General features: G+C 71.2%; 24 protein-coding genes and 1 pseudogene. 10 read left to right on the forward strand and 15 right to left on the reverse strand.

Annotated elements, in window-relative coordinates:
- Positions 1–9 precede the first annotated feature (9 nt).
- Entirely contained in the window at positions 10–1,605 is a 1,596-nt protein-coding gene (locus tag Sm713_RS00315; RefSeq protein ID WP_212907712.1) for a SpoIIE family protein phosphatase, read from the reverse strand.
- A 468-nt stretch (positions 1,606–2,073) separates the two neighbouring features.
- Positions 2,074–3,018 carry a class I SAM-dependent methyltransferase gene (locus Sm713_RS39990; RefSeq protein ID WP_249416476.1) on the reverse strand — a complete coding sequence of 315 codons (945 nt, stop codon included), beginning with the start codon at positions 3,016–3,018 and terminating at the stop codon, positions 2,074–2,076.
- Between the two features lie 766 nt (positions 3,019–3,784).
- Here Sm713_RS39990 and mshA point away from each other — a divergent pair.
- The 4 genes from mshA to Sm713_RS00345 all read left to right on the forward strand — a co-directional run bounded on the left by mshA (position 3,785) and on the right by Sm713_RS00345 (position 9,119).
- Positions 3,785–5,131, forward strand: coding sequence for a D-inositol-3-phosphate glycosyltransferase (gene mshA, locus Sm713_RS00330; protein WP_212907713.1), 1,347 nt, complete (start codon positions 3,785–3,787; stop codon positions 5,129–5,131).
- A 239-nt stretch (positions 5,132–5,370) separates the two neighbouring features.
- The gene (locus tag Sm713_RS00335; RefSeq protein WP_212911676.1) at positions 5,371–5,850 is read left to right on the forward strand and encodes a YbjN domain-containing protein; all 480 of its coding nucleotides are present in this window, start codon (positions 5,371–5,373) and stop codon (positions 5,848–5,850) included.
- 495 nt (positions 5,851–6,345) lie between these two features.
- Positions 6,346–7,989 (forward strand): glycosyl hydrolase family 28-related protein, encoded by a 1,644-nt coding sequence (locus Sm713_RS00340; RefSeq protein WP_212911677.1) that lies wholly within the window; start codon positions 6,346–6,348, stop codon positions 7,987–7,989.
- Positions 7,990–8,333: 344 nt separating this feature from the next.
- Complete coding sequence (locus Sm713_RS00345) at positions 8,334–9,119, forward strand: SAM-dependent methyltransferase (protein ID WP_212907714.1); 786 nt, start codon at positions 8,334–8,336, stop codon at positions 9,117–9,119.
- 28 nt (positions 9,120–9,147) lie between these two features.
- Here Sm713_RS00345 and Sm713_RS00350 read toward each other — a convergent pair whose 3' ends face one another.
- Positions 9,148–9,321 (reverse strand): hypothetical protein, encoded by a 174-nt coding sequence (locus Sm713_RS00350; RefSeq protein WP_374195941.1) that lies wholly within the window; start codon positions 9,319–9,321, stop codon positions 9,148–9,150.
- Positions 9,322–9,559: 238 nt separating this feature from the next.
- Between Sm713_RS00350 and Sm713_RS00355 the strand changes: the two genes are divergently transcribed.
- Complete coding sequence (locus tag Sm713_RS00355) at positions 9,560–10,144, forward strand: GNAT family N-acetyltransferase (RefSeq protein WP_212907715.1); 585 nt, start codon at positions 9,560–9,562, stop codon at positions 10,142–10,144.
- A gap of 117 nt (positions 10,145–10,261) precedes the next feature.
- Here Sm713_RS00355 and Sm713_RS00360 read toward each other — a convergent pair whose 3' ends face one another.
- From Sm713_RS00360 to Sm713_RS00400, 9 genes are all read right to left on the reverse strand, one after another.
- On the reverse strand, positions 10,262–10,825 hold the full coding sequence (locus tag Sm713_RS00360) for a GNAT family N-acetyltransferase (protein WP_212907716.1): 564 nt from the start codon (positions 10,823–10,825) through the stop codon (positions 10,262–10,264).
- On the reverse strand, positions 10,822–11,445 hold the full coding sequence (locus tag Sm713_RS00365) for a lasso peptide biosynthesis B2 protein (RefSeq protein WP_249416015.1): 624 nt from the start codon (positions 11,443–11,445) through the stop codon (positions 10,822–10,824). The genes Sm713_RS00360 and Sm713_RS00365 overlap by 4 nt, the downstream gene beginning before the upstream one ends.
- Positions 11,442–13,118 carry an albusnodin/ikarugamycin family macrolactam cyclase gene (locus tag Sm713_RS00370; protein WP_212907717.1) on the reverse strand — a complete coding sequence of 559 codons (1,677 nt, stop codon included), beginning with the start codon at positions 13,116–13,118 and terminating at the stop codon, positions 11,442–11,444. Before Sm713_RS00370 ends, Sm713_RS00365 begins: the two co-directional genes overlap by 4 nt.
- 68 nt (positions 13,119–13,186) lie before the next feature.
- Positions 13,187–13,327 carry an albusnodin family lasso peptide gene (locus tag Sm713_RS00375; RefSeq protein WP_212907718.1) on the reverse strand — a complete coding sequence of 47 codons (141 nt, stop codon included), beginning with the start codon at positions 13,325–13,327 and terminating at the stop codon, positions 13,187–13,189.
- Positions 13,328–13,450: 123 nt separating this feature from the next.
- Positions 13,451–14,287, reverse strand: coding sequence for a hypothetical protein (locus tag Sm713_RS00380; RefSeq protein ID WP_212907719.1), 837 nt, complete (start codon positions 14,285–14,287; stop codon positions 13,451–13,453).
- Between the two features lie 153 nt (positions 14,288–14,440).
- On the reverse strand, positions 14,441–15,055 hold the full coding sequence (locus Sm713_RS00385) for a hypothetical protein (RefSeq protein WP_212907720.1): 615 nt from the start codon (positions 15,053–15,055) through the stop codon (positions 14,441–14,443).
- Between the two features lie 463 nt (positions 15,056–15,518).
- The gene (locus Sm713_RS00390; RefSeq protein ID WP_212907721.1) at positions 15,519–15,782 is read right to left on the reverse strand and encodes a hypothetical protein; all 264 of its coding nucleotides are present in this window, start codon (positions 15,780–15,782) and stop codon (positions 15,519–15,521) included.
- Positions 15,783–16,008: 226 nt separating this feature from the next.
- Entirely contained in the window at positions 16,009–16,179 is a 171-nt protein-coding gene (locus Sm713_RS00395; RefSeq protein WP_212907722.1) for a hypothetical protein, read from the reverse strand.
- Complete coding sequence (locus Sm713_RS00400) at positions 16,176–16,514, reverse strand: hypothetical protein (RefSeq protein WP_212907723.1); 339 nt, start codon at positions 16,512–16,514, stop codon at positions 16,176–16,178. The genes Sm713_RS00395 and Sm713_RS00400 overlap by 4 nt, the downstream gene beginning before the upstream one ends.
- A gap of 428 nt (positions 16,515–16,942) precedes the next feature.
- Here Sm713_RS00400 and Sm713_RS00405 point away from each other — a divergent pair.
- Positions 16,943–17,830 (forward strand): annotated as a pseudogene (locus Sm713_RS00405) (helix-turn-helix domain-containing protein).
- Complete coding sequence (locus Sm713_RS00410; protein WP_212907724.1) at positions 17,817–18,071, forward strand: DUF397 domain-containing protein; 255 nt, start codon at positions 17,817–17,819, stop codon at positions 18,069–18,071. Before Sm713_RS00405 ends, Sm713_RS00410 begins: the two are co-directional and overlap by 14 nt.
- A gap of 197 nt (positions 18,072–18,268) precedes the next feature.
- Here the strand turns inward: Sm713_RS00410 and Sm713_RS00415 are convergent, their stop codons facing one another.
- Positions 18,269–19,594: an MFS transporter gene (locus Sm713_RS00415; protein ID WP_212907725.1), complete on the reverse strand. Its 1,326-nt coding sequence runs from the start codon at positions 19,592–19,594 to the stop codon at positions 18,269–18,271.
- A 250-nt stretch (positions 19,595–19,844) separates the two neighbouring features.
- Here Sm713_RS00415 and Sm713_RS00420 point away from each other — a divergent pair, with 250 nt between their 5' ends.
- The gene (locus Sm713_RS00420) at positions 19,845–20,606 is read left to right on the forward strand and encodes a phosphoglyceromutase (protein WP_212907726.1); all 762 of its coding nucleotides are present in this window, start codon (positions 19,845–19,847) and stop codon (positions 20,604–20,606) included.
- 826 nt (positions 20,607–21,432) lie between these two features.
- On the opposite strand, the gene phoU is transcribed toward Sm713_RS00420, so the two are convergent.
- Entirely contained in the window at positions 21,433–22,158 is a 726-nt protein-coding gene (gene phoU, locus Sm713_RS00425; RefSeq protein WP_212907727.1) for a phosphate signaling complex protein PhoU, read from the reverse strand.
- A gap of 316 nt (positions 22,159–22,474) precedes the next feature.
- Between phoU and Sm713_RS00430 the strand changes: the two genes are divergently transcribed.
- Together Sm713_RS00430 and Sm713_RS00435 are read left to right on the forward strand one after the other, a co-directional pair.
- Positions 22,475–23,818, forward strand: a complete 1,344-nt coding sequence (locus Sm713_RS00430; protein ID WP_212907728.1) for a cell wall metabolism sensor histidine kinase WalK — start codon at positions 22,475–22,477, stop codon at positions 23,816–23,818.
- A complete protein-coding gene (locus Sm713_RS00435) occupies positions 23,815–24,495 on the forward strand; it encodes a response regulator transcription factor (RefSeq protein ID WP_212907729.1) in 681 nt (226 codons plus the stop codon). Before Sm713_RS00430 ends, Sm713_RS00435 begins: the two co-directional genes overlap by 4 nt.
- 172 nt (positions 24,496–24,667) lie before the next feature.
- Here Sm713_RS00435 and Sm713_RS00440 read toward each other — a convergent pair whose 3' ends face one another.
- On the reverse strand, positions 24,668–25,414 hold the full coding sequence (locus Sm713_RS00440; protein WP_249416016.1) for a DUF461 domain-containing protein: 747 nt from the start codon (positions 25,412–25,414) through the stop codon (positions 24,668–24,670).
- Between the last annotated feature and the right edge of the window lie 122 nt (positions 25,415–25,536).

The raw sequence follows: 25,536 nt of genomic DNA on the forward strand, positions 1-25,536 counted from the left end.
TTCCGGCCCTCAGGTCTCGCGGTCCAGCAGCAGGACCGCCACGTCGTCCGTGAGCTCGCCGCCGTTGAGGTCGCGGGCCTCGTTCACCGCCGCCGCCAACAGCTCGTCGCCCGCGAGGCCCTGGGCGAGCTGGCGGCGCACCATCTCCACCATGCCGTCCTGCCCGAGCCGCCGATTGCCGTCGCCGACGCGGCCCTCTATCAGGCCGTCCGTGTACAGCATCAGGCTCCACGCGGGCCCCAGGTCCACCTGCGTCTGCTGCCAGCGGGCCTGCGGCATGATGCCGAGCGCCGGGCCGTTGCTCTCGTACGACAGCAGATCGGCCGGGCCGTCCTGCGGTGCGAGCAGCGGGGCGGGGTGGCCGGCCAGGCAGAACCCGGCGCTCAGGCCGTCCGGCGCGATATCCACCGTGCAGAGCGTGGCGAAGATCTCCTCGTCGGACCGCTCGTGCTCCAGGACCTCCTGAAGGGTGTGCAGCAGGCTGTCGCCACACAGGCCCGCCAGGGTCAGCGCGCGCCAGGCGATGCGGAGTTCCACGCCGAGCGCCGCCTCGTCCGGGCCGTGGCCGCAGACATCGCCGATCATGGCGTGCACCGTGCCGTCCGGGGTGCGCACGGTGTCGTAGAAGTCACCGCCGAGCAGGGCGCGCGAGCGGCCCGGGCGGTAGTGCGTCGCGAACCGCAGCACGGACCCTTCCAGCAGCGGCGTGGGCAGCAGGCCGCGCTCCAGGCGGGCGTTCTCCTGCGCGCGCAGCCTGGACTCGGTGAGCTGGTGCTGCGCCATGTCGGCGCGTTTGCGCTCGACGGCGTAGCGGACGGCGCGGCTGAGCAGCCGGCCGTCCAGCTCCTCCCGCAGCAGGTAGTCCTGGGCTCCGACGCGGACCGCCGCCGCGCCGCCCTCCACGTTCTCCGACGCGGTGAGCGCCAGGACGGCGTGGCGGGGAGCGAGCTGGAGGACCTGCCTGAGGCTGGCCAGTTCGTCTGGTTTGCCTTTTACGTCGCCTGAGGTGCCGGCGGGAGTGCCGGTCGGGGCGGACGTGCCGGTGGATGCGGGCGTGCCTGGATCCGTGGCGCCCTGCGCGGTTACGGGGCGCGGGGCGGTCTCCGCGCGCGCCGCACCCGTTCGGGGCGCGGTGGCCGCCGCCGTGGCGGGGTCCCGCCGCCCGCGCGCGGCGGGCAGGGCGAGGTCCAGCAGGATGCAGTGCACGTCGTCGGTGAGCAGCCGCTGGGCCTCGGTGAGGTTGCGGGCGGTGCGGACGCGGATGGGGTTGCCGGCGGCGTCGAACAGCTCGGGAAGGCTCAGCGAGCGGGTGGGGTCGTCCTCGATGACGAGAAGGGTGAGGGGGCCGCCGGCGGGCGCCGCGGGGATGTCCCAGCGCTGGGCGTCGCCGTCGGAGGCGGCACCGCCGGCCTCGGCCGCGTCGGGTGCGTCGGGCGAGGGGGCGGAACCGGGCGTGCCAGGGCTGCCGGCGGGCGCGGTGGTCTGTACGCGCGCGTCGGTCCGGGTCTCGCTGTCTGTGCCGTCCGGTGCGGAGACCGGCGGGGTATGAGCCTGACCACTCTCCGCGGCCGGGACTTTCCTCTGCCGCGGTACGGGTGCGGGCATGGGCCTGGTTCCTTCCCTCCCCCCGAGGGCATGGCAGGACGTCGAGCGACGAGCCGCCGACGGGGACCATAGCGGGTGGCGCCGCCGCAAGGGAATGCCGGACCGAAAACGGCCTCCGTCATATGCCGCATCCGGACATGCACTTGGGCGGGGCACGGTGGTATCGGGAATGACGAATCTCACCCCTGCGGGGTTGCTTGCCTGATGGGGGCGTTCCCATGGCCACGTGGGGCGCGTCACGTCGTCGCAGGCCCTCCGTCCGGTGGCGGAGGGCGTCGTTCCGTGGCGGAGGCGTGTCACCTGCGAGCGGAGGGTGTCACTTGGGGGCGGGGTGGCGTACGAGAAGCCGCCTCCCCTCCCGGCCGGGAGCAAGGTGGGCCGAAAGCGTGCGGGTGGCGGCCGGGTACGGCGGAGGCTGGAACCGGGTGGGAGCCGGTTCCAGCCGCCGCCAGGGTGGGAGTCGGCGGGTCAGCTCCGGGGCGCGAGGGCGGACCAGGTGAGCGTCAGCTCGCCGTGCCGCCAGCGGGACGGGCCGTCCAGGACGGGCCACCGGTCCGTGAGGGCGCGGACCGCCGCGATCCACCGCTGCCGGGGCCCGTAGGCCGCATACGGCGCCGCTGCCGCCCACGCGCGATCGAAGTCACGCAGGAACGCGTGCACGCGCTCGCCGGGCACGTTCCGGTGTATGAGCGCCTTGGGGAGCCGTTCCGCCAGATCGGACGGGGTAATCAGGGAGCCGAGCCGAGTGGCGAACGTCACCGTGCGCGGCCCCTCGGGTCCCAGCGCGACCCACACGTGCCGCCGCCCGATCTCGTCGCAGGTCCCCTCCACCAGCAGTCCACCCCGCGAACCGCGCGCGGGGTCGGCCGGCGCGAGCCGCGCGCACAACCGCTCCCACGCTCCGGCCACCTCCGCCTCCTCGTACTGGCGGAGAACGTTCGCCGCACGGATCAGCGTGAGCCCCGGGGCGGACGCCGCCGTTCCCAGGGCCGTCCCCAGGGGCCGTGGCGTCCCGGGTTGCGTCCCCGGGGGCCGCGTCCCTGGGGCCCGCATCCCTCGGGCCTGCGTCCCCGGCCCCTCCGTGTGCACGGCCCCCGCCCCCGGGGCGCGTTCGAACTCGGTGACCGGGATCTCGAAGCCGCCGCGGCGGAAGAGAAGGCCCTCGCGGGCATGCGGCTGGGCGGCGGCGACCCTCTCCGGGGCGATCTCGATGCCCACCACCCGGGTGGCGGGGGCCACTCCGCGTAGCCGCCCGAGAAGTTCGACGGCGGTCCAGGGCGCGGCGCCGAAGCCCAGGTCGACGGCGACGGGGGCGGGGGAGCGGCGGAGTTCGGGGCCGTGGGTCGCGGCTATCCAGCGGTCCATCCGGCGCAGCCGGTTCGGGTGCGTGGTGCCACGCGTGACCACGCCCACAGGGCGGGAAGGAGAGGGACGACCGACCACGCTCCCGAGCCTAGGCGCCCCGGGGCGGATCGTTCCCTCCACCGGCCGTTCCCCGTGTTCTCCATCACCGGTTCCCGTGTGCTCCACCACCCGGTTCCCGTGTGCTCCACCACCCGGTTCCCGTGTGCTCCACCACCCGTTCCCCGTGTTCTCCATCACCCGTTCCCCCCTCGTTCCACGTTCCCCCTCGTTCCCCGCCCCCCGTCCCCGGCTCCCCGCACCGGCCCGTCTCGGCCAGAGCAGCCCGGCCCGAAGCGCGCGGCCCGAGCCCAGCCCCAACCGCCGGGCCCGAGCAGCCCGGCCCGGCAACCCGGCTGGGCCAACCCCACGTCCCGGCCCGAGCAACCCAGCCCTCCCCACCCTCACCGCCCCCGGCTCCCTCACCGCCCTCACAGGGCGGTACGTGAGAGTGACCACAGCCCGCCGCAAGCGCGACGCACCGAAGACACCGGTAATCATTCGGCAAAGTAGAAATGGAATGCAGGCCTCCGCTGTTGGGCCTGTGAGGAGGAGTTCGCACATCTTCAGCCACCCGTGAGGAAGCCCCGCCAACGCCCGCCAATGCCCGCCGACGCCCGAGCGAGCCCGCCCACCGACGCGCGGGCAAGCCGGCCCGCCGACCGCCCGAGTCACCAGCAGAACCGCAGACCGCAGACCGCAGGACCCCGCCCCGGGTCACCCACGGCGCACGGACGGACCGAACGCCGAGCGCCGCGGCACGCAAGGAGGACACCAGGTGACGCATTCCGTGACCAGGCTCGGACGCCGGGCATCCGGCGCCCCCGCCCGGCTCCGTCTGACGGGCGCGCCCCGCAGGCCCCGCCGCGTGGCCATGCTCAGCGTGCACACCTCCCCTCTCCACCTACCGGGCACCGGCGACGCGGGCGGCATGAACGTCTACATCGTGGAGCTCGCCAAGCGCCTCGCCGACATCGGCGTCGAGGTGGAGATCTTCACCCGCGCCACCAGCGGCATGCTCCCGCCCACCGTCGAGCTGGCCCCCGGCGTCCTGGTCCGCCACGTGGACGCCGGCCCGTACGGGGGCCTGACCAAGGAGGAGCTGCCGGCGCAGCTCTGCGCCTTCACGCACGGCGTCATGCAGGCCTGGGCCGATCACCGCCCGGGCCACTACGACCTGGTCCACTCCCACTACTGGCTCTCCGGCCAGGTCGGCTGGCTGGCCGCCCAGCGCTGGGGCGTTCCCCTGGTGCACGCCATGCACACCATGGCGAAGGTCAAGAACGCCGCCCTGGCCGAATGCGACAGCCCGGAGCCCGCCGCCCGCGTGATCGGCGAGACCCAGGTGGTCCGCGCCGCCCACCGGCTCGTCGCGAACACCGCGGAGGAGGCCGACGAGCTGGTGCGCCACTACGCCGCGGACCCGGCGAAGATCGCCGTGGTGCACCCGGGCGTCAACCTCGACGTGTTCTGCCCCGCCGACGGCCGCGCCGCCGCCCGCGCCCGCCTCGGCCTGCCGCAGGACGCCCTGATCCCGCTCTTCGCGGGCCGCATCCAGCCCCTGAAGGGGCCGGAGGTACTGCTGCGCGCGGTGGGCGAGCTCCTCCAGAGGCGGCCTGACCTGCGCTCGCGCGTCGTCGTCCCGGTGGTGGGCGGCCTGAGCGGCGCCGGCCTCGCCAAGCCGGAGAAGCTGCACAAGCTCGCCGCGCTGCTCGGCATCTCGGACGTCGTCCGCTTCCAGCCGCCGGTGCGTCAGGAGGAGCTGGCCGACTGGTTCCGGGCCGCCTCGCTGCTCGTGATGCCGTCGTACAGCGAATCGTTTGGCCTGGTCGCCATAGAGGCGCAGGCGGCCGGGACACCGGTGCTCGCGGCGGCGGTCGGCGGCCTGCCGGTGGCGGTGCGCCACGGCACCACCGGTTTCCTCGTCCACGGCCACGAACCGGCCGCATACGCGCGCGTGCTGAGCGATTTCGCCGACGACCCCTCCCTCACCGACCGGTTCGGCGCGGCAGCCGCCCGGCACGCCCAGTCCTTCGGCTGGGGCACCGCCGCCGGCGCCACGGCGGCCGTCTACAGGGAGGCCCTCCACGACCACCGCCACCGGATCCGCCCCCGCGTGGGCTGACCCACCCGCCTGCACGAGTTCCGCTCGCGCGAGGCCCGCCCGCCCGAAACTCCGCGCCCCGTCGACCGTTGCGGCGCGCCCGCGGCACAGCGATCGTTGCGGCGCGCCCGCGAACCCGGCGGCCGTCGCGTCGCCCCGCGACACCGCCACCGTTGCGGAGGCCCCGCCACCCGCTCCCATACCCTCGGCCCATGGGTGACGCGCAGACGAGGGCCACGGGCGACGCGCAGACGACGGCCATGGAGTGCATCGAGGCGACCCTCCGGGGTGCCGAGCTCGACTGGGAGAGCCCGGAACGCGGCAGGTACGTCGTCCAGCTCCCCGGCACCCGGAAGCTATCCACCACGCTCAGCCTGATCGTCGGCCGGCACGCGCTCTCCCTGAACGCGTTCGTGATCCGCCACCCCGAGGAGAACGAGGAGGGTGTGCACCGCTGGCTGCTGGAGCACAACCTCAAGCTGTACGGGGTGAGTTACGCGGTCGACCGGCTCGGCGACGTCTACCTGGTGGGGAAGCTGCCGCTGGCGGCGGTCACCGAGGACGAGCTGGACCGGCTGCTCGGCTCGGTGCTGGAGGCCGCCGACGGCAGCTTCAACACGCTTCTGGAGCTGGGTTTCGCGGCGGCGATCCGCAAGGAGTACGCCTGGCGGGTGTCCCGCGGCGAATCCACCCGCAATCTGGACGCGTTCACGCATCTGACCCAGCGACCGACCTCCTGACGCCGGCTCACTCACCGGGCCGTCCTTCCGGACGGTCCGTGCCTTCCACCGGCCCCGCGTCCCCACCCGCACCGCTGGGCGGATCCCCCGGCACCACGGCCGCGCGCCGTGAGCAGGACCTCCCTGGTCCGCCGCCCGCACCCGGGGCCGGACCTCTCCGGCCCCACGACTCCCCGCCGGGACGGGGCAATTGGGCCGTGCACGCCTCTTTCCGGGCGCCGGGCCGCATGGCATGCTCACGGCTTACGTAAGTCTGAACCGTATTCACGTACATGACCGATGAGAGGCGGGCTCATGGGCGGCACGGGTATCGGCCACGACGGTGGCGCAGGCGGCCGGGGGATCGACGGCGACGGGCACGGCGGCACCGCCGCACACGGGGAACACGGCGCGGGCGGCCCGGCAGGCCGCGGCTCCCGCGTCAGCAGACGCGGCCTTCTGGGCGGCGCGATAGCCGTCGCCGCGGCGGTCACGGCGACGGGCACGGGCGCTGCCATGGCGGCCACCCCGGGCACCCGAGGCACCCCCGGCACCGCGGGCGCCCCGGCGGTCGGTGGCCGGCAAGGCGCCGGCCGGGCGGAGACGCCCGCCCTCTGGGACGAGTTCAGGGACACCCCGTACACCCACCCGCAGATCCCCTACGTCGGCCGCGCCGGCTACCGGGGCGGCGAGCGCCGCTTCCCGCGCCGCCGGGTCGTCGCCAACGTCCTTGCGTACGGCGCGAAGCCGGACGGCTCCGCGGACGCGGCACCGGCGATCAACGCCGCCATCGAGGCCGCCGGAGCGGCGGGCGGCGGCACCGTCCTCGTGCCGCCGGGCACCTTCCGCATCGACGACCTGATCCGTATCGGCCACTCGAACGTCGTCCTCAAGGGCGCGGGCAGCGGCCGCACCAAGCTCTACGCCACGAAGAACCTCACGGACCTGATCGGCGTCTACGGCTCCCGGTACGGCGGCGACAAGTCGAGCTGGTCGTGGGCGGGCGGCCTCATCTGGCTCTGCCCCTCCGCCCGCTGGGACTCGCTCACGGCCGCCATCAAGGCCAAGGCCTGGCCCTTCGAGGGCTGGACCGGCAACAAGCGCGACGAGTGGCGGACGCTGACCACCGTCGGACCGGCCCGCCAGGGCGACCGCTCCGTGACCGTCGCCGACGCCTCCGCGCTGCGCAAGGGCGACCTGGTCCTGCTGCGGCTGGCCGACGACGCCGGCCACACGCTCCTGGAGCACATGTCGGGCGGCGGCCCCGGCCCCGAGGCGTACTACTGGGACGACAAGACCAAGCTGACGAGCTACGTGCCGTACGAGTGGCCGGTGCGCGTCGAGTCCGTGCGCGGCGACCGCGTCACCCTGGAGCGCCCGCTGCCGCTCGACGTCCGACCCGAGTGGGACCCCCGCATCACCACGCACGTGCCCGAGCTGACGGGCGCGGGCGTCGAGGGGCTCACCCTGGAGTGCGTCGAGACACCGCAGTCGGAGCACCTGCTCGACAAGGGCTACAACGGCGTCGTCTTCCAGTGCACGTACGACTGCTGGGCGGACGACGTCGTGGTCTTCAACGTCGACAACGGCTTCGGCCTGGTCGCCGCATCCGCCTGCACCCTCAGGCGCACCACGGTCGGCGGGCGCGGCGAGCACCACCCGTACTTCTGCCGCGAGGGCTCGCACGACAACCTCATCGAGGACTTCACCATCGAGGAGCGCACGGTCCCGGCGCCCGCCAACACGCAGTTGCACGGCATCAACGTCGAGGGCCTGTCCAGCCACAACGTCTGGTCGCGCGGCGAGATGCGGATGGGCACCTTCGACAGCCACCGCGGCCTGCCGTTCGGCAACGTGCGCACCGACATCACCGTCAACAACAACGGCCGGCACGGCGGCGACGCCAGCGCCGGACCCCTCTTCGGCGCCCGGTTCACCCACTGGAACATCCGGGTCACCAACGAACGCGCCGGCCTGGTCAGGATCGACGGGCTCGCCCCGTACAGCGCGACGGTCGCCATCAGCACGGTCCGCGAGTTCGACCAGATCGACGTGCCCGACTTCACCGGCGACCTGCACAGCCGCCTGGAGCTCTACGGCCGCCCCGGTCAGGTGCGCCCGGCGAACCTGTACGACGCGCAGCGGACCGTGCGCGGCTGAAGCCCCGGGCGCGCCGCGGGCCCCGGGTCCCGAGCCCGGGTCCCGAGCCCGGGTCCCGAGCCCGGGTCCCGAGCCCGGGTCCCGAGCCCGGGTCCCGAGCCCGGGTCCCGAGCCCGGGTCCCGAGCCCGGGTCCCGAGCCCGGGTCCCGAGCCCGGGTCCCGACGGGCCCCCGAGAGGCGGGAATTGACGCGTTCATGCGGCGGTTGGTGTGGCAGGGTGGAGTGCCGGGGACAACGGAATTCGGCCGTGGTCACACCGACCGCCCCTCCAGCCCGTCCAGTCCGTAGTCCTGCCGCACCGACCGGGGCGGCGAGGTCGCGCAGCAGCAGCCGGGAGTGCCCGCATGACGGCAGGAAAGCCGAAGCCCCAGGTCGACACCAGCAGGCCGCACCCCGCGCGGGTCTACGACTACATGCTGGGCGGCAAGGACCACTACAAGGTCGACAAGGTGGTGGGCGAGAAACTGCCGAAGATCGCGCACCGCAGCGCCCAGCTCAACCGCGCCTTCATGCACCGCGCGGTGGCCTGGGCGGCGCGGCAGGGCATCGACCAGTTCCTTGACGTCGGCACCGGCATACCGACCGAGCCCAACCTCCACCAGGTCGTCCAGGAGATCGTGCCGTCGGCCCGGATCGCCTACGCGGACAACGACCCGATCGTGCTGCGGCACGCGGAGGCCCTGCTGGTGGGCACCCCCGAGGGCGCCACGCACTACATCCAGGCGGACGTCCGCGAGCCCGGGACGATCCTCCGGGACGCCGAGGAGGTGCTGGACTTCAAGCGGCCCGTCGCGCTCTCCCTGCTCGCCCTGCTGCACTTCGTCGGCGACGACGAGAACCCGTACGGCCTCGTGCGCGCCCTCGTCGACGCCCTCACGCCCGGCAGCCTGCTGATCTTCTCGCACGGCACGTACGACCCGTATCCGGAGCTGGCCGACCGCATCGGCAACGCCTACGACGAGGGCGGCATCACCCTGCGCCCCCGCAACCGCGCCGAGGTGGAGCGCTTCTTCGACGGCCTCGACCTCGTCCCGCCCGGCGTGGTCACCACGTGCGAGTGGTACCAGGACACCCCGGCCCCGGACTTCGAGGTCAACGGCATCTACGTGGGCGTGGCCCGGATCCCCTGAGGCGCGGCCGGGTGCCGCTGACCTGGCGTCAGCCCAGGATGCCGCGCACGGGCTGGCCCGTGACGCGGGCGATCGTGTCGAAGTCCGCGTCCTGGTGCAGCACGGTCAGCTTGTGGTGCCGGGCGGTGGCGGAGACCAGCAGGTCGACCAGGCCCGCGTAGGAAACGGAGAAACCGCGGCTCGCCGTGAGGTAGATCGCCATGAAGGTAGCTCTTCGCTACACCGTACGCAACGCGAGCGGCGGGTGACCGCGTGTCCTTGCCGTGGGGCCCGTTCGGGGCGTCGGGGGTGGCGGCGAAGGGGCCGCGTATGCCCGTGCTCGCAGGGCCCAGTGAGGTACCAGCAGGTGGAGTAGTACAGCGCCGCTACGGTCTGTATCGGCCGATCACTCCTGCTTCGGGAGGTTGACTCCTATAGGCGCCGACGGGTGATCATGGGGCATGACTCGCGCTCTCTCGACGCCGCCCGTCATCGAAACTGGCTCCCTCGCCGGGTCCCCGCAGCCCCTGCTTTCTGGTGCTGAAGGCCTGTTGCTACGTCCCTGGGAAGCGGCCGACGCGCCAGTGTTCCTTGCCGCTTATCAAGACAACGAGATCCGGCGCTGGCACACGCGACGCCCCACGTCCGAGGTCCAAGTCAGGGAGTGGTTCGCGGCCTATCACCAGGATTGGGCAGGCGAGAAAGGCGGCCATTGGGCTGTTACCCGTGACGGCGCTGGCGTGCTCGGCCGGATCGCACTGCGCGGCATGGACTTCGACGACGGCATTGGCAAGGTCGCGTACTGGACACTCCCGGCCGCCCGCGGCTCCGGCGTTGCCACCCGTGCCCTTGCGGCGCTCACGGCCTGGGCTGTGGACGAAGTCGGCTTCCATCGCCTGGAACTGGACCACTCGACCCGAAACGGAGCCTCGTGCCGGGTCGCCACGAAAGCCGGCTACTCCCTGGAGGGCACTAAGCGCAGCGCCGCATTGCACGATGACGGACGACACGACATGCACTTGCACGCCCACGTGCAGGGTGATTGATTCCTAGTGGTCACGTGATCGACTGGACATGGTTGCGGCGAAGGCGCCGAGCATGGATCCGCCCGCCGGGGCGCGGGAGGCACCGACGGGCGGAGACGGCCAGGAGTGGGGAACCTGTCAGCGTGCGTCCTGGGCCACCGCGGACTGGCCCGGGAAGTCTTCCGGCAGAGCGTCCATGATGATCTCGTCGACCGGCTTTCCCATCCAGTAACCCGACTGGCGTAGTCGGCCGACCTCCCGGAAGCCGGCTTTCTCGTAGGCTGCGAGGCCCTTTGCGTTGGGTTCGAGCACCTTGAGCCAGATCATGCGGAGTGCGCCGAGGTGGAATCCCCAATCCAGGGTGAGACGGGCGGCCTCGGTCGCGTAGCCCTGGCCGCGTGCTTCGGGCGCGAGCAGGATCACGAACTCGGCCGTCCGCACGAACGTGTTGACCTGGAGCGTGGTCATGCCGATGGCCGCGTTGTCTTCGAGTCGTACGACTTCGAACTGCGGGTACCGGTCGTTGCCGCGCTGGCGCTCCCAGCCGCCGGCGCGGACTTCCCAGGCTTGGGGGAACTGATTGCCATATCCGAGGATCGTGCCGGGGTCGTTCTCCCACCTGTGGTACTCGGGCAGCAGGTCGTGCCGGGGCAGGCCCAAAGCGAGGCGGTCGCCCTTGATGAGGATGTGCGGGTCACTCACGGTGTTGTCTCCCCTTGGCCCTCGCGTGCGGGGCCGGGTCCATCGGGTGTGTAGGTCGCGCCGTAGAGCGCGGTATCGGGCCGTTCCTCGACCGGTGCGCCGTGTTGGTCAACGAGCCAGGCATGGAGCCGTACAGGGTCGATGGCGACGCCGTGCCGCCACTCGGCGCGGCGCCCGGCGGCGGCGAGGAGCACCGCGGCGGCCGTCGATTCCTCCAGGCAGGCCCAACGCGTGGGCATCGGCCACGAGGCCCAGCGCACAGCGCGAACAGCGTATCGAGCCTGATGACCTGTCACAGGGCGCAGCGATCGGCCGCAGCATGCGAGGCGGACGAGGCGGCGGAAGCGCCAACGGCCGCCTACCCGGACAGCCGCGGTGACGAGCACCGCGAGCACGGCGCCGAGGCGCCACTGCAAGGGGACTCTGCGGTATGCGGGGAGCACGGCGGGTACCTCGACGGTGCCCCACGATGCGGCGGCTTCGTCGAGACGCACGACGGTCGCGGCGAGGTCCGTTGGCTGCTTCGGCACGGTGCGCAACTTCGTTGTTCCGGTGTCGTAGTCGACGAGTACGCACGCGTGCGGGAAGAGGGCGGCCACCGTGTGGGGTGCGGGGTTCACCGGATGCCTGCCCGTGCCGGAGTGGTCCAGGTGGTTGCTGGGGCGCTCTGTACGGTCCTGAGCCAGGTTTCCGCGGCCACGGCGGGCAGCAGCGCCGGCCAGACCGTGTTAGCGCCCAGAGCGGCGGCCTGAAGCGTCTTGCGCAGCGGGGCGGGGTCGATGAGTCCTCGCGCGGCGAGGTGGCCGTCTGCGAGGTCGAGCAGCCGCGGGAGGTTCGCCCGTAGGCCACGGTGGAAGTCCTGCACGAACATGCCCTTCGCGGCGCGTGTGCGGTGCGCCTCGGGCAGCAGGTCGCGGCACGCGTCGACGAGCAGTGGCTTGTACCGGCGCGCGGAGAACCGATCCCAGGGAGGCACGGAGACCACGGCATCGAGCACGTTGCCGTCGAAGTACGGGTTGTTCAGCTCGACGCCGAGGGAGTCGGCGAGCTGCGTATCGGCGTGAGCAGCCCGTGCGACGGTGCGAATCGAGGTGATCAGCGCCTCGTCGGCGCCGCCGGCCGGCCGAGCCGGGGCGGGCATGTCTGCGATGAGCCAGGCCGGCCGTGCGAGCCAGGGGCGGGCGACTCTCTGCGTGTCCCCATGTAGCGCCGCGGTTATCAGCGGGAGCGGAGAGACGCGGCGCAGCCGGGCCCAGTCGAGGGCGTCTTTGGTCATGCGGAGCCATCGGCGGTGGCGCGCGAGGTCGACGAGGTGGGTTGGCGAGGGCAGGAACAGGTTGTCGCCCCCGTCGCCTGTTAGGTGGCAGGCGATGCCCTTGTGTGCCGTGAACCGGAGCTGATCCGACAGCATCGCCCATACCGCGGTGGATGGCGGGGGCTCGTCGGATGCGGGCAGCGGCTCGTCGGCTGGTGTGAAGGGCAGGTGCCGCGTTTCCAGTGGGAACAGCGTTCGATTCAGTCCGGTGACGTTGAGGGTCTGGGCGTAGTGCAGGTCACCGCTGTCTGTGAGCACGCCGGTGGGGTGGGTGGTTACGGCGGTGATGGAGCCGTATTGCGCGGCGATCACTGCGAGGGTGGTCGAGTCCATACCGGCGAGGTCGGTCGACGAGGGTCTGCCGGCGACGCGTGCGCGGACTCCTTCGGTGAGTGCGTGGCGGATGGCGGGCAGGGCAGCCTCGCGTCGTCGAGTGGTCGGTTCCCACCATGGAGAACACTGCGCGGTGGCGTCGCTGAGCAAGAGCTGATGTCCGGCGGCGACCGGGGCGACGCCGGCCCAGGCGCTCCGGCCGGGAACGGGTGCCTTCTTGTCCCAGAGGTACGAGGCGAGCCATTCGGTATCGACCTGCCCGCCCACCAGGCTGGAGAGGGCACGCGCGCTTGACGCCCAGAGCAGCCCGTCGGGGGTGTTGACCGTGTAGAGGGGGCACGCGCCGGAGGGGTCGGCGATGACCTCGACGACGTCGCCGTATCCGTAACGAAGCGCGGTGAAGGAGCCGGCCCAGGCTCCGGCCGTTCGGGCGAAGTCGAGGGCCGTAAGTGCGTGGGTCAGGTCGCCGTCATCGGCCGAACAGGGGCCGAACACCACGACACCTACGCCTCGGCCGGTGGTTATGCGCATATGGCGGGGTGTCCACTTTCCGGCCGTCCATAACAGGGGAGTGGTCGAGATGACGTCAGCGCCCGTGGGGGCGATGCGCGGGCCGCGGGGTGCGCAGCCGCCGAACCATCGCATTGCAGTTCCCTTCTGTGGTCTGGAGACGCGAAACGGCGGCCCCCCGTGGGGGCCGCCGTCCGTTGGGTCTAGTCGTACGGCTCTTGCTTGTTCTCGGTGCTCTGCTGGTCGCTGCCGCGGGTCAGGGTTGCTGCGTCACCGAGATCGATGACGAGTTCCTCGCCGTCGTGCGTGCTGGGCGCCGCGGAAGTGGTGGCCGATTCGCGCATCTGCTGTCACCCCCCTTCTCCTCCCGAACCGAGGTGGAGCAACCGCGCTCTCGACAGTCGGGCAATCGAACATCCTTGCGCAAGAGCGCGAAATGGATAGGTGGTCGGTGGTGCGCCGGCGCGCTATGGGGCGACCGTTGCCTCGCTGGGCAGAGCCGTGTGGGCGCGGCTCGCCCAAGCCAGGGTGTAGAGGGTCAGGGCATGGAGGTGCGTCCGGCTGTCGTTGGCGAAATGACGCCATCGTCGGGCGAACACGTGGTCGAGGCCGGGCAGCGGCATCCCGGGGAGGACTCGACGAGCGCAGGTACGCAAGGCGTGGTCGGTGAGCGGGTAGACGGAGAAGTCGCCCGTGAAGTCCGCTGCGGCGGCGGCAGCGGTCCACGGACGGATGCCGGGTACGACGTCGAGCGCCTTGACCAGTTCTTCGGGCGCGAGTTCCTCCCACGCGCTGCCGTGCTCGGTGAAGGCGGCAGCGGCGGCACGCAGTTTCCGGGACTGGAACTTGGTTCCGGCCTCGATGAATGCCTCGTCGGGCAAGTCCAGAACGGCCACGGGGGAGGGCACCAGGGGAAGGGGACCCGCGGGAGTCTCGACTTTCTCGCCCATGGTGCACCAGCGGCGATACGTGCCGCGGGCTTGGCCGGCCCTCACGACTTGTCGGAGAATCGCGGTCGTGATCGCGTCCCACAGTGAGGGATTGGTCAAGCGCTGGACGTTGCCCAAGGTGGCGAGCATCCTGACCAGCGGGCGGGCGTCAGTGGTGCAAGGCAACTCATGCGGCGCGATACGCGGCGCCGGCGGCGCCGCAGCGTCGTCGCTGCCGATCGAGACCAGGACCAGACCGGCCGAGCGCTTCCAGTAGGCGAGCCACGGTTCGCCGTCATGAACGACGAGGCGTACGAGCTCGCCTGCCGGTCGGAGAAGCCGTCCGGGATGGTCGGCGGAAAGTGTGGTGATCACGAGTTCTTGCCCCCGTGAGTGGCGAACGTGGCGCTTCGCATTGGTGTCATGGAGTCCACTCCGAAAGATCAGGTGGGAGGTGCGACCCTTGCCCCGAAACGGTCGCCGTGGGGTCGTGCTGGTGTGGCTGTTGGCTGAGGAACGGGCCCCAGGTCACGCGAGGCTCACCTGCGGTAGGCACTGGCCCGGGTCGTGTGGGGGAACGGCGGGGGTCAGGATCGGGCGGGCCGAGAGGCGGTATCGCAGCTCGCTGTCGACCGCGCAGAACGTGTAGAGGGACCCGTCGCGCATGGCCTTCAGGGCTTGGTCGTGCTCGGCGATGTCTCCCGGCCACATGCGGAAGGCCGTTGCGGGATCGCATCCGTCCTCGCCGACGAGCCCCACGGCGATGGGATCCAGGATCGCGGGCGGCGCCCACCGGCTTTCAGGAGCCGGGTCGATGCAGTCCGCGAAATGGCGCGCCTGCCGCTCCATCCAGCGAACGGCGAGGCGCGGGGAGGGAGCGCGGTAACCGGCGATCAGCCACTCGCGGGAGCCGTCGAGCGTGGAGATGACGCACTCGCACCAGATCCCATCGCGCGAGGGCGGGACGAATACCGGGCCGGACGGCAATGCGGCCGGGCCGCTGGTCGAGCCCGGTTCCGGGCCCTGAGCTTCGCGCGGTGCGGGCGATGGACGGCGACCGGTGCCTTGTGCGCTGCTCCGGCCTCGGTGGCGGTGCTGTCCAGGTGCGGGCAGTACGACGCAAAATACGGCGATGAGGGTCACGGCAAGGGCTCTCGCTATAAGGTGACGCACGTTGTCAGCTCCGTCTCAGTGGGTGTAGCTGATGGCCACGCCCCGGGGGTGTTCGCCCACCCCGCGGGGGGTTTCTTGCGTGTGGATGGTCCGTCCTCGGCCGCCGTCGACCGAGGACGGACCTGCCCGGCGCGCCCGGCCTGACGAGCCCATGACGCTGCTCGCCATAGCTCACGGGCAGGCCGGGCGGCTTAGGACTTCCCCGCGGCCGGCCGTTGGCTGGGCCCGCGCCGCCGCGGGGGGCACACGGGATTGCAGGTGTAGAGCTGGAACGCGTTGCCGTGCTGGTCGCGCACGGGGGAACCGTGCATGCGCGCGGCCCGGCCGAGGTACCGATTGCACAGAGCACACGTGATGCCCATGACCTGATGCGGGTGCAGGCGAGCGAGGTCGAGCTGTGTCTCGGCAGGTTTGCGTTCCGGGGGCGCCACGGTCACGACGCGCCGCCGTCGAGCTGCTGTTCGGGGTCGTGTTTCTGCACGTCCGTGAGGAAGCGCTCGACGACTTCGCCGACGTTCACCAGGGCTTGCGGGGTGCCCTTCTCCGGGTCGTACAGGTGAGAGTGGACCTGCCCCGAGGCATCCGTCGTGCAGACGATGCCGGCCTCGAACAGCGCGGCGTCGACCCGGTCTCTCACCTCGGCGGCGAGCTGCAAGAACGTGCGCGCACGATCTCTGTTTGTCCTGGGAGTGGTCACGGCGCACCTCCCTGCCATCGCGCGTGGACGACCGTCACCGTGAACGTGGGAGAAGCGGTGAACTGGGCGTGCGGCCGTCCACAACGGCCCCCGCTCGCGGTCGTGAGCGGCACGGGCCCGGTGGCAGCGTCCCTTGGAGAGGAGACCGCCGGAGCGAGCAGCGTGCGCCGGTGCGTTCCAGGGGCACGGAAGAGGCTGCGCAGCAACCAGTCGAGAGCACGGCACATCACGGACCCCCGTAAAGCGCGCCGCGAGCCTCGGTTCGGTCGTTCACCTCGTGCAGCTTCGCCAACATCTCGCGGTGGTCGACGGTGCCCTGCTGGTTGTCCTGCTGGGGCTCTTCCTGGGGCGTGGGCTGGTCACCTTGTGAGGGCTGCTCCGCAGATTCCTTGCTCACCAGGGTTCGCCTCCCTGCTGTTCTGCGAGGCTCGTCGCGGCGCGGTCCCACCAGTGGAAAAAGAGCACCCTGTTCGTGCGCTGGATCACCTCGAACGCTTCCCTGACCTGCTCCGAGAACAGTTGATCCAGGAACGTCATGAACTGCTCGACACCCGCGTCGAGGCTTGGCAGGCAGACACCCGCTCGATCCGCCAAGGGGATGAGGTCGGCCCGCATCTTGCCCACGACTCGGGCGACCGCGAGCGGGTCCACCAACGAGGACGGGTCTTCGATCTCGGCATGCCAAGTGCCGTAGCGCTCAAGCTCCGCAGAGTGCAGACCTCGCTCGACCAACGGGGACGTACCTACTGAGGGAGTGGGGAGGGCTGTCCGCCTCGACGGCTGCTCGGTCGCCTCGCAGGCACGTAAGCCGGCCGAGCTTCGAGCGGACGCCTTCCGTCGTTGAATACTCGCCCCAGTCTTGATCACGCCCTGATTCACCGTCATGTCCTTTGCTGTGAAAGCCCCTGTTCACGGGGGCTGATGCGGGGACCTGCTGACTGACGCAACGTCAAGTACACGCGGTGTCGGGCGGCTTCACTGCGCGACACGACGACAGCGAATCAAGGTTCCAGGGCGAGAACCTCTCCATGCAAGACTTCATCAAGAGACTTCGCCGAAAGAGTCTCGAACTGATGACTTGTCTTTCGTGACGAGCGTCAAGCGTCTTTCATGGTGAAGGCGCAGAGTCCGTCATACTGAGGACAGAGAAGGGGTAGGACATGGTCGAGGGACCCACTGGATCGACTGTTCCGCGTCGCCAACTGGGGCGTCACCTACGGGACTTAAGAAACCGAGCACGGTTGACCGTCCGTGCCGCGGCGAAGAAGTTGGAATGGTCCGAGGCGAAGATGTGGCGCATCGAAACGGGGCAGACCCCGCTGCGGAGCCTCGACGTTGAGGCCATGTGCACGATCTACGGTGCGCCGCCGGACCTGACGGAGGCACTGACGGCGCTGGCCAAGGAGACCAAGGCCCGTGGCTGGTGGCACGCCTACGGCGACGTGATTCCGGAAGGGTTCGACGTGTACGTCGGCCTGGAGGAGGCGGCAGAGAGTTTGTCTTCGTACGAGAGCGACATCGTTCCGGGCCTTCTCCAGACCCCGGGATATACGCGTGAGATCATCCGTACCCACGTTCGGGGAATCGGTGATGAGGATCTTGAAGGGCGCGTGCGTCTACGCATCGATCGGTAGGCCCTCGTCACCCGGGCCACTGATCCGCCGATGCTGCGGGTGGTGCTGAGCGAGGTCGTACTGCGCCGACCCATCGGCGGGCATGGAGTGATGCGTGAGCAACTCGCGCACTTGGTCTACGTGTCAGAGCGGCCGAACATTTCCATTCGCGCCGTTCCCCTCGCTGCTGGTATGCACTCAGGTGTCGTCACTGGACCGTTCATCATCCTGCGTTTCCCCCTCAACGGCGTCGGTATCGACTCCGAGCCTCCCACCGTCTATGCGGACGGATACACCGGGGGCCTGTACCTCGACAAGCCGAACGAAGTCGAACAATACGAAGCGGCTTTCCGGGAAATCTGGGAAGCATCGCTCGATGAGCAGGCGTCGCGGCGCTTGATCGCTGAGGTGGCAGGGAGCTATGAACAGGGTTGATCTACTAGACGCACAGTGGTTCAAGTCGAGTTACAGCAATGGCAATGGCAACTGCGTCGAGGTGGCGTTCATCAAGTCGAGCTACAGCAACGGCAACGGTGAGTGCGTCGAGGTCGCGCGCCTCGGCGACGCGGTCGCCATGCGTGACAGCAAGCAGCCGGGACCGGTGCTGACCAGCACTGCCGAAGGGTGGCGAGCCTTCATCGCAGGTGTGGTCAACGACGAACTCGGCCAGTTGTAAGCAGTCACCAGAGGAGCAGAGCCAACAACAAGGCGCGTCGTCAGGTCAACTGGTGGCGGCGCCCTTGTCGGACTGCGACTGAAAGAGCAGAAGGCGCCCCCGGCGCGTCCATGTGCGGGCCGAAGGGGGGCCTCGTCCGGCTTGAGCGGGCGTCCCCAGTGGTTGCAGCGGTTATGTGCGTTCTCACGGAGTGCGGATCAGGCCGTCGCCTCCGTCGGCCGCTCCTCGGGGACCGGGGCCGGTTGCGGGCGGGTGCCGTGGGACAGGCCGCGCATCAGGACGGTGTAGCCGAGGGCGGCCACCGTGCCGACTACGGCGCAGGACGCCCAGAGGCTGGCCGTGCCGAGGTGGTCGATCATCAGGCCGGACATCAGCGGGGCGGCGAGGGAGGCCACCGACCAGGACAGCGTGTACATGCCCTGGTAGCGGCCTCGGGCGTGCAGGGGGGAGAGGCGGACGACCAGGCCGGTCTGGGTCGGGGCGTTGATGATCTCGGCGAGGGTCCACACGCAGACCGTGAGAGCGAAGACGCCCAGCGAGCCCGCGAAGGCGGTGAGCCCGAAGCCGTAGCCCGCGAGCAGTGCGGAGGCGATCAGCAGGCGGCGCGGGTCGCGGCGCTCGATGAAGCGGGTCACCGGGAGTTGCACGGCCACGATCAGCAGGCCGTTCACGGCGATCGCGATGCCGTAGTCGGCGGGGGAGAGGCCGGCGCGGGTCATGGCGACCGGCAGGGCCACGTAGCCCTGCTGGAAGATCAGGGCGAGGACGAAGGAGAGCGCGACGACGCTCATGAACCGGCCATCCCGCAGCACGGTCCCGAGGCCGGTTCTCGCCGGCCGGTCCGTTGCGGCGGGGGCTCCGGCCGGCCCGCCGGCCCCGGCTTCCGACGCGGCACCGCCGGACACCGCGGCCTCGGCGCCGTTCTGGTCCGGGCGGGACTCCGGCAGCTTGACGAAGACGACCACCGCGCATGCCAGCGTCATGCCCGACTCGATCAGGAACCCGGCGCGGTAGCTGACCTCGGCGACGAATCCCGCGACCATCGACGAGACCGCGAAGCCCAGGTTGATCGCCCAGTAGTTCAGGGAGAACGCCCGGATGCGGTCCTCGGGGCGCACGATGTCGGCCATCATCGCCTGGACCGCGGGCCGGGACGCGCTGGACCCCGCGCCGACCAGCAGCGCCACCGCCGCGATGGCCACCGGATCGGTCACGAAGGCGAACAGCGCCACCGCCACCGCGGTCGACGACTGCGCGATCAGCATCGTGGGGCGCCGGCCCAGGCGGTCCGTCAGCACGCCCGCGCCGATCGACGCCACCACGCCGCCGAGCCCGTAGAGCGCGGCGACCAGGCCCGCGTAGGAAACGGAGAAACCGCGGCTCGCCGTGAGGTAGATCGCCATGAAGGTGACGACGAAGGCGCCCAGGCGGTTGATCAGGGTGCTGGTCCACAGCCACCAGAAGGCCCCCGGAAGGCCGGACACGGACTCTCTCGCGGCCCGTCCGATCGTCTTCAGCGGCATGGGTCCCCCGGCGGAGTGCGTTTCGTGCGTCTGGAACGGCCGGCGCGGTCGCGTGGTGCGTCCCGCGCCGCGGGGGACGGTGGCCCCGCGGCGACTGTAAGTGTCTCCGGCCGCAGACAGACATTACGTTCCGGCCCCTCGCGCCCGCTACTCGATTGATGTCCCCCCTCCCGCTGACCCCCTCGCGGCGGCCCGTCCACCCAGCGGTCCCCAGAGCCGGCGCACAGGGGGCTCGACTAGGCTCGGGGCCATGGCCGACGCACCGTACAAGCTGATTCTGCTCCGCCACGGCGAGAGCGAGTGGAACGCGAAGAACCTGTTCACCGGGTGGGTGGACGTCAACCTGAACGACAAGGGCGAGAAGGAGGCCGTCCGCGGCGGAGAGCTGCTGCGCGATGCCGGCCTGCTCCCCGACGTCGTGCACACCTCCGTCCAGAAGCGCGCGATCCGCACCGCGCAGCTCGCCCTGGAGGCCGCCGACCGGCTCTGGATCCCCGTGCAGCGCTCCTGGCGGCTGAACGAGCGTCACTACGGCGCGCTCCAGGGCAAGGACAAGGCGCAGACGCTCGCGGAGTTCGGCGAGGAGCAGTTCATGCTCTGGCGCCGGTCGTACGACACCCCGCCGCCCCCGCTCGCCCAGGACGCGGAGTTCTCGCAGTTCGACGACCCGCGGTACGCCACGATCCCGCCGGAGCTGCGGCCGCGCACCGAGTGCCTCAAGGACGTCGTCGTCCGCATGCTGCCGTACTGGTACGACGCGATCGTCCCGGACCTGCTCGCCGGCCGCACGGTCCTCGTCGCCGCGCACGGCAACAGCCTGCGTGCCCTCGTGAAGCACCTGGACGGCATCTCCGACGCGGACATCGCCGGGCTGAACATCCCCACCGGGATCCCGCTCTCCTACGAACTCGACGCCGAGTTCCGGCCGGTGAAGGCCGGTGGAACCTATCTCGACCCGGAGGCGGCCGCGGCGGCGATCGAGGCGGTCAAGAACCAGGGCCGCAAGAAGTAGCGCCGCGTGGTGTGGGGGGCAACCCCGTGCCCCGAAAGGGGCGCGGGGCTGTGTCGATATGCGGCTCTGCCGCGTGGGCGCGACCAGCCACGACTGGGGGCACCTCCCACGCCCTTCAGGCAGTGGGGGACGTCAGGTCGCCACCGGCCCGAAGGGGCGGTCTCTGCCGTATCCGGACCACCGGCCGGTGGGACTTCTCGCGCGGTTCCCCGCGCCCCTGACGGGGCGCGACCTGGCCTTCAGGGGTGCCTCATAAGGGCGCGACCACCCCGCCCGCGTCCCCGAATGGAGAAGGGGCCCGCCCTGGTGGGCAGGCCCCTTCGGGGTTGGGTGCGCCGCGGTGACCGCGGTGCGGCGGTGGCCGCGGCGCTGAGTGCGATGGCGGCGCAGGGGTGGCTCAGCCGCAACGACCACCGCACTGGCAGGGCGCGCCGGACTGGCAGCCGCAGCCGCAGCTCGAGCCGCAGCCGCAGGCGCCGAGCAGTGGCAGGTGCCGCGCCGCCTCGGGCGCACGCTCTTCCTGGGGAGCTTCGGGTATCGGGGATTCGGCCATGGGTCCTCCTCGCAGGCGTGGTCTCCGTCCGCCCATTGCAGCCCCGGCGTGTCGGGCGCATCAAGGGCGCACGGAGGCTTGGACCCACGGCGCATCGGAGCGCGGACCCGGGCGCACCGGAGCGCGGACGGCCCTCGCGGAGCACGGCACCGCCCGGCGCCGTGCTCCGCGAGCCCGGACCTTCCGGAGGCTCAGAGAGTCCGGAAGGTCCGGAAAGTCCGGGATATCGGGATCCTCGGGAGAGCGGCGAACGCCACAGTGGACGCCGCCCCCTCAGACCGCCTCGCCGCTCCCAGCCGGCTTCGCGTCCGCCGGTATGTCGGGCTGGATCTCGGGCTGGATGTCGGGCTGGAGGTCGCTCGCGTGCTCGCCCGTCACCAGGTACACCATCCGCTTGGCGACCGAGACGGCGTGGTCGGCGAAGCGCTCGTAGTAGCGGCCGAGCAGGGTGACGTCGACGGCCGTCTCGATGCCGTGCTTCCACCTGTCGTCCATCAGGTGCTGGAACAGCGCCCGGTGCAGGCTGTCCATCGCGTCGTCGTCCTGCTCCAGCTGGAGCGCCAGGTCGATGTCCTTGCTGACGACGACCTCCGCGGCCTTCGCCATCAGCCGCTGCGCGAGCTGGCCCATCTCCAGGATGGTGGCGTGCAGGTCGTAGGGGACCGCACGGTCCGGGAAGCGCAGCCGGGCGAGCTTGGCGACGTGCTGCGCCAGGTCGCCGGAGCGCTCCAGGTCGGCGCTCATCCGCAGGGAGGTGACCACCACCCGCAGGTCGGTCGCCACCGGCTGCTGCCGCGCGAGCAGGGCTATGGCCCGCGCCTCCAGGTCGTGCTGGAGGTCGTCGATCTTCTGGTCCGCGGCGATCACGCTCTCCGCGAGTTTCAGGTCGGCGTCGAGTATGGCCGTGGTGGCGCGTCCGATCGCAGACCCGACTAGACGGGCCATATCGACCAGGGCCTCGCCGATCGAGTCCAGTTCCTCGTGGTACGCGTCCCGCATGGCTCGTCCCTCTCTGACTCTTTCTCGTCTTCCCAGCAGCTTCCAGTCCTGCTAGGAGCGAACCGGTGCCGATCCGCCTGGGCGGACCTGGCATGCTGGCCTTATTTGCACGGCTCCACCGCCGTGCCGGCCTGCTGCTCCCCGGAGCCTCCCCGGCCCGGATGAACCCACGCTTCTACGTTCGGCTCCTGACGCGACCGTTTCCGACATCGCAAATGAATCACCTTTGACCTGAAGGTGAACTCTGGGCGACGAGTGTTCGAGGTGACAAGATGAAGGCTGTGGTCAGGGGTAGCGACGCGCATAACCTGGAGCCATGGACGTGAACGCGGCGGTCGCCGCAGCGACCGCGATCGCCGGAGTGTGTACCGGCGTGATCGCGACGCTGGCGTTCCGCTGGAGCGAGCGCGACCTGAAGAGACCCACCAGAACCTCCCTGCACACCGACCCCGTGCTGCCCCCGGGCGTGGACACGGTGCTGTCCGTGCTGCGCTCCTCCGCCGTCGTCCTGGACGAGGCCGACGCCGTCGTCAAGGCCAGCTCCGCCGCATACGCCCTCGGTCTGGTGCGCGGGGGCAAGCTCGCCGTCGAGCCGATGCTGAAGATGGCCCGGGAGACCCGCAGGGACGGCGAGATACGGCAGATCGAGCTGGACCTGCCCCGCCGCGGCACCGGCCGCGGCGAGGCGCTCGCCGTCTCGGCCCGCGTGGCACCGCTCGGCTCCCGCCTGGTGCTGCTGCTCGTGGAGGACCTGACCGAGGCGCGCCGCATAGAGGCGGTGCGCCGGGACTTCGTGGCCAATGTGAGCCACGAGCTGAAGACGCCGGTCGGCGCGCTGTCGCTGCTCTCCGAGGCGGTCCTCGACGCCTCCGACGACCCCGAGGCCGTCGAGCGCTTCGCGGGCCGGATGCAGGTCGAGGCGACCCGCCTGACCAGCCTCGTCCAAGAACTCATCGACCTCTCCCGGGTGCAGAACGACGACCCGCTGGAGGACGCCGAGCCGGTGCGCGTCGACGAGCTGGCCGCCGAGGCCGTCGACCGCTGCCGCCACCAGGCCGGCACCAAGCAGATCACCATGGCCGCTTCGATAGGGGGGCCCGAAGGGCCTTCCGCCGAGGGTGGTGGTGGGCGACGGGCGGGCACCGAGGACCTGCACGTCTGGGGCAACCGCGGCCAGCTCGCCGCGGCCCTCGGCAACCTCGTCGAGAACGCCGTCAACTACAGCCCGTCCCGCACCCGCGTCGGCATCTCCGCACGCCGGGTCTCCGCGCCGGGCGGCGACCTCATCGAGATCGCCGTCACGGACCAGGGCATCGGCATCTCGGAGAGGGACAAGGAGCGCATCTTCGAGCGCTTCTACCGCGTGGACCCAGCCCGTTCCCGTGCCACTGGAGGCACCGGGCTCGGCCTCGCCATCGTCAAACACGTGGCCGCCTCGCACGGCGGGGAGGTCACGGTGTGGAGCACCGAGGGACAGGGCTCCACCTTCACCCTGCGGCTGCCGGAGGCGGGCGCGGCCCGCGCTCGCGCGCCCCGGGGGGAGCCCGCCACCGACCGTCCCGGCGACGATGCCGGCATCGTCGACGAGGGCGGGCAGCCCACCGAGACGACCGTCTCAGCTCCGTTTGAACCCTTCACCGCCCGGGAGGTCCTTCCGTGACCCGAGTGCTCGTCGTCGAGGACGAGGAATCGTTCAGCGACGCACTGTCCTACATGCTCCGCAAAGAGGGCTTCGAGGTCGCCGTGTCCACCACGGGCCCCGACGGCCTCGACGAGTTCGAGCGCAACGGCGCGGACCTCGTCCTGCTCGACCTGATGCTGCCCGGACTGCCCGGCACCGAGGTCTGCCGCCAGCTCCGCAGCCGCTCCAACGTCCCGGTGATCATGGTCACCGCCAAGGACAGCGAGATCGACAAGGTGGTGGGCCTGGAGATAGGGGCCGACGACTACGTCACCAAGCCCTTCTCGTCCCGCGAGCTGGTCGCCCGCATCCGCGCCGTGCTGCGCCGCCGCGGCGAGCCGGAGGAGGTCACCCCGGCCGCCCTGGAGGCGGGCCCGGTCCGCATGGACGTGGACCGCCACGTGGTCACCGTCTCGGGGTCCAAGGTCGACCTGCCGCTCAAGGAGTTCGACCTCCTGGAGATGCTGCTGCGCAACGCCGGCAGGGTGCTCACGCGCATGCAGCTCATCGACCGCGTCTGGGGCGCCGACTACGTCGGTGACACCAAGACCCTCGACGTGCACGTGAAGCGCCTGCGCGCCAAGATCGAACCGGACCCGGGCGCGCCCCGCTACCTGGTGACCGTGCGCGGCCTGGGCTACAAGTTCGAGCCCTGAGCCGTGGTCCCCAGGCCGTGACGTCCGGCGACAGCGGCACAGGGCCGTCTCCGGCAGGTGGCGACACGTCCCGGGCCGGCCTCGTTGGACGGTGACACGACCTAGGCCCGGCCTCGCGGCCGGGCCCGGATCGGCATGCCTGGAGTCAGGCGCGGGCGTCGGGTTCCGGGCGTCAGGCGCCGGTGCTCGGCGAGCCGCCGGACGACGGGCTGTTCTGGGCGCCGCCCGTCGTGCCGTCGCCGGTGCCCGTGCCGCCGCCGTTCTGCGTGCCGCCCTGCGTACCCGGGTCGGCGGGGTTGCCCGACGCGCCGTCGGACGGGCTGCCCGAGGGCGAGCCGGACGGCGCGCCCGGTGCGCCGGACTGGCTCCCGGACGGGCTCGGGCTGCCGGTGGGCGCCTGGGGCAGCGTGCTCGGGCCCCACTTGCTGAAGTAGCTGTGCGCCGGCACCACGAAGGTGTCCAGCTTCACCTGGCCCGTGCCGCTGAACGTGAACGTGACGGGCTGCACGTTGCCGTCCTGCACCGACTCGCGGCCGGTGGCCAGCACCGCGGACGCGTTGCCCTTGCCGCCGAGCAGCAGGGAGCCGCCCGCGGGAACCGTCAGCGGGCCCTTGCCCTTGGCGGGCTTGAGGTCGGCGGTCGCGCCGGAGCCCGGAAGGGTCACGGAGTCCAGCGTCTGGTCGGTGCGGCCGTTGTTGAAGAGGGTGGCCGAGATCACCGCCGGGCCCTTCGCGTCCAGCTTGGGCTGAGTGATGATCAGGGCGTTCTGCACCTTGATGACGCCGACGGTGGTCGCGGCGTTGTCCGGCTTGACCTCCAGCGTCTGGGCGTTGGTGCCGACGCCGCACCCGGCGAGCGCGGCAATCGAGAACGCGAGGACGGTGGCGGCGAGAGCGCCGCGTCGAAGGCTGCGGCTCACGGCGGCGGCAACTCCTTGAACGTGGGCGGTAGGAACGTGGGCGACCGGGGGCGGGGACCGTCAGGACCCGACCGGTGTCTCAGCGGGCATAGGTTACCGAGCCGTCCATCACGCCCCGCACC

Source organism: Streptomyces sp. TS71-3, assembly GCF_018327685.1.
In the GTDB taxonomy this organism is placed as follows: Bacteria; Actinomycetota; Actinomycetes; order Streptomycetales; family Streptomycetaceae; genus Streptomyces.

Bases quoted from the DNA above. Each gene is read 5' to 3' on its own strand.
- Sm713_RS00315 (WP_212907712.1), bottom strand. From the start codon at position 1,605: ATGCCCGCACCCGTACCGCGGCAGAGGAAAGTCCCGGCCGCGGAGAGT.
- Sm713_RS00335 (WP_212911676.1), top strand. From the start codon at position 5,371: ATGGAGTGCATCGAGGCGACCCTCCGGGGTGCCGAGCTCGACTGGGAG.
- Sm713_RS00340 (WP_212911677.1), top strand. From the start codon at position 6,346: ATGGCGGCCACCCCGGGCACCCGAGGCACCCCCGGCACCGCGGGCGCC.
- Sm713_RS00345 (WP_212907714.1), top strand. From the start codon at position 8,334: ATGACGGCAGGAAAGCCGAAGCCCCAGGTCGACACCAGCAGGCCGCAC.
- Sm713_RS00350 (WP_374195941.1), bottom strand. From the start codon at position 9,321: ATGGCGATCTACCTCACGGCGAGCCGCGGTTTCTCCGTTTCCTACGCG.
- Sm713_RS00355 (WP_212907715.1), top strand. From the start codon at position 9,560: ATGACTCGCGCTCTCTCGACGCCGCCCGTCATCGAAACTGGCTCCCTC.
- Sm713_RS00370 (WP_212907717.1), bottom strand. From the start codon at position 13,118: ATGCGATGGTTCGGCGGCTGCGCACCCCGCGGCCCGCGCATCGCCCCC.
- Sm713_RS00375 (WP_212907718.1), bottom strand. From the start codon at position 13,327: ATGCGCGAATCGGCCACCACTTCCGCGGCGCCCAGCACGCACGACGGC.
- Sm713_RS00410 (WP_212907724.1), top strand. From the start codon at position 17,817: ATGAACAGGGTTGATCTACTAGACGCACAGTGGTTCAAGTCGAGTTAC.
- Sm713_RS00415 (WP_212907725.1), bottom strand. From the start codon at position 19,594: ATGCCGCTGAAGACGATCGGACGGGCCGCGAGAGAGTCCGTGTCCGGC.
- Sm713_RS00420 (WP_212907726.1), top strand. From the start codon at position 19,845: ATGGCCGACGCACCGTACAAGCTGATTCTGCTCCGCCACGGCGAGAGC.
- phoU (WP_212907727.1), bottom strand. From the start codon at position 22,158: ATGCGGGACGCGTACCACGAGGAACTGGACTCGATCGGCGAGGCCCTG.
- Sm713_RS00430 (WP_212907728.1), top strand. From the start codon at position 22,475: ATGGACGTGAACGCGGCGGTCGCCGCAGCGACCGCGATCGCCGGAGTG.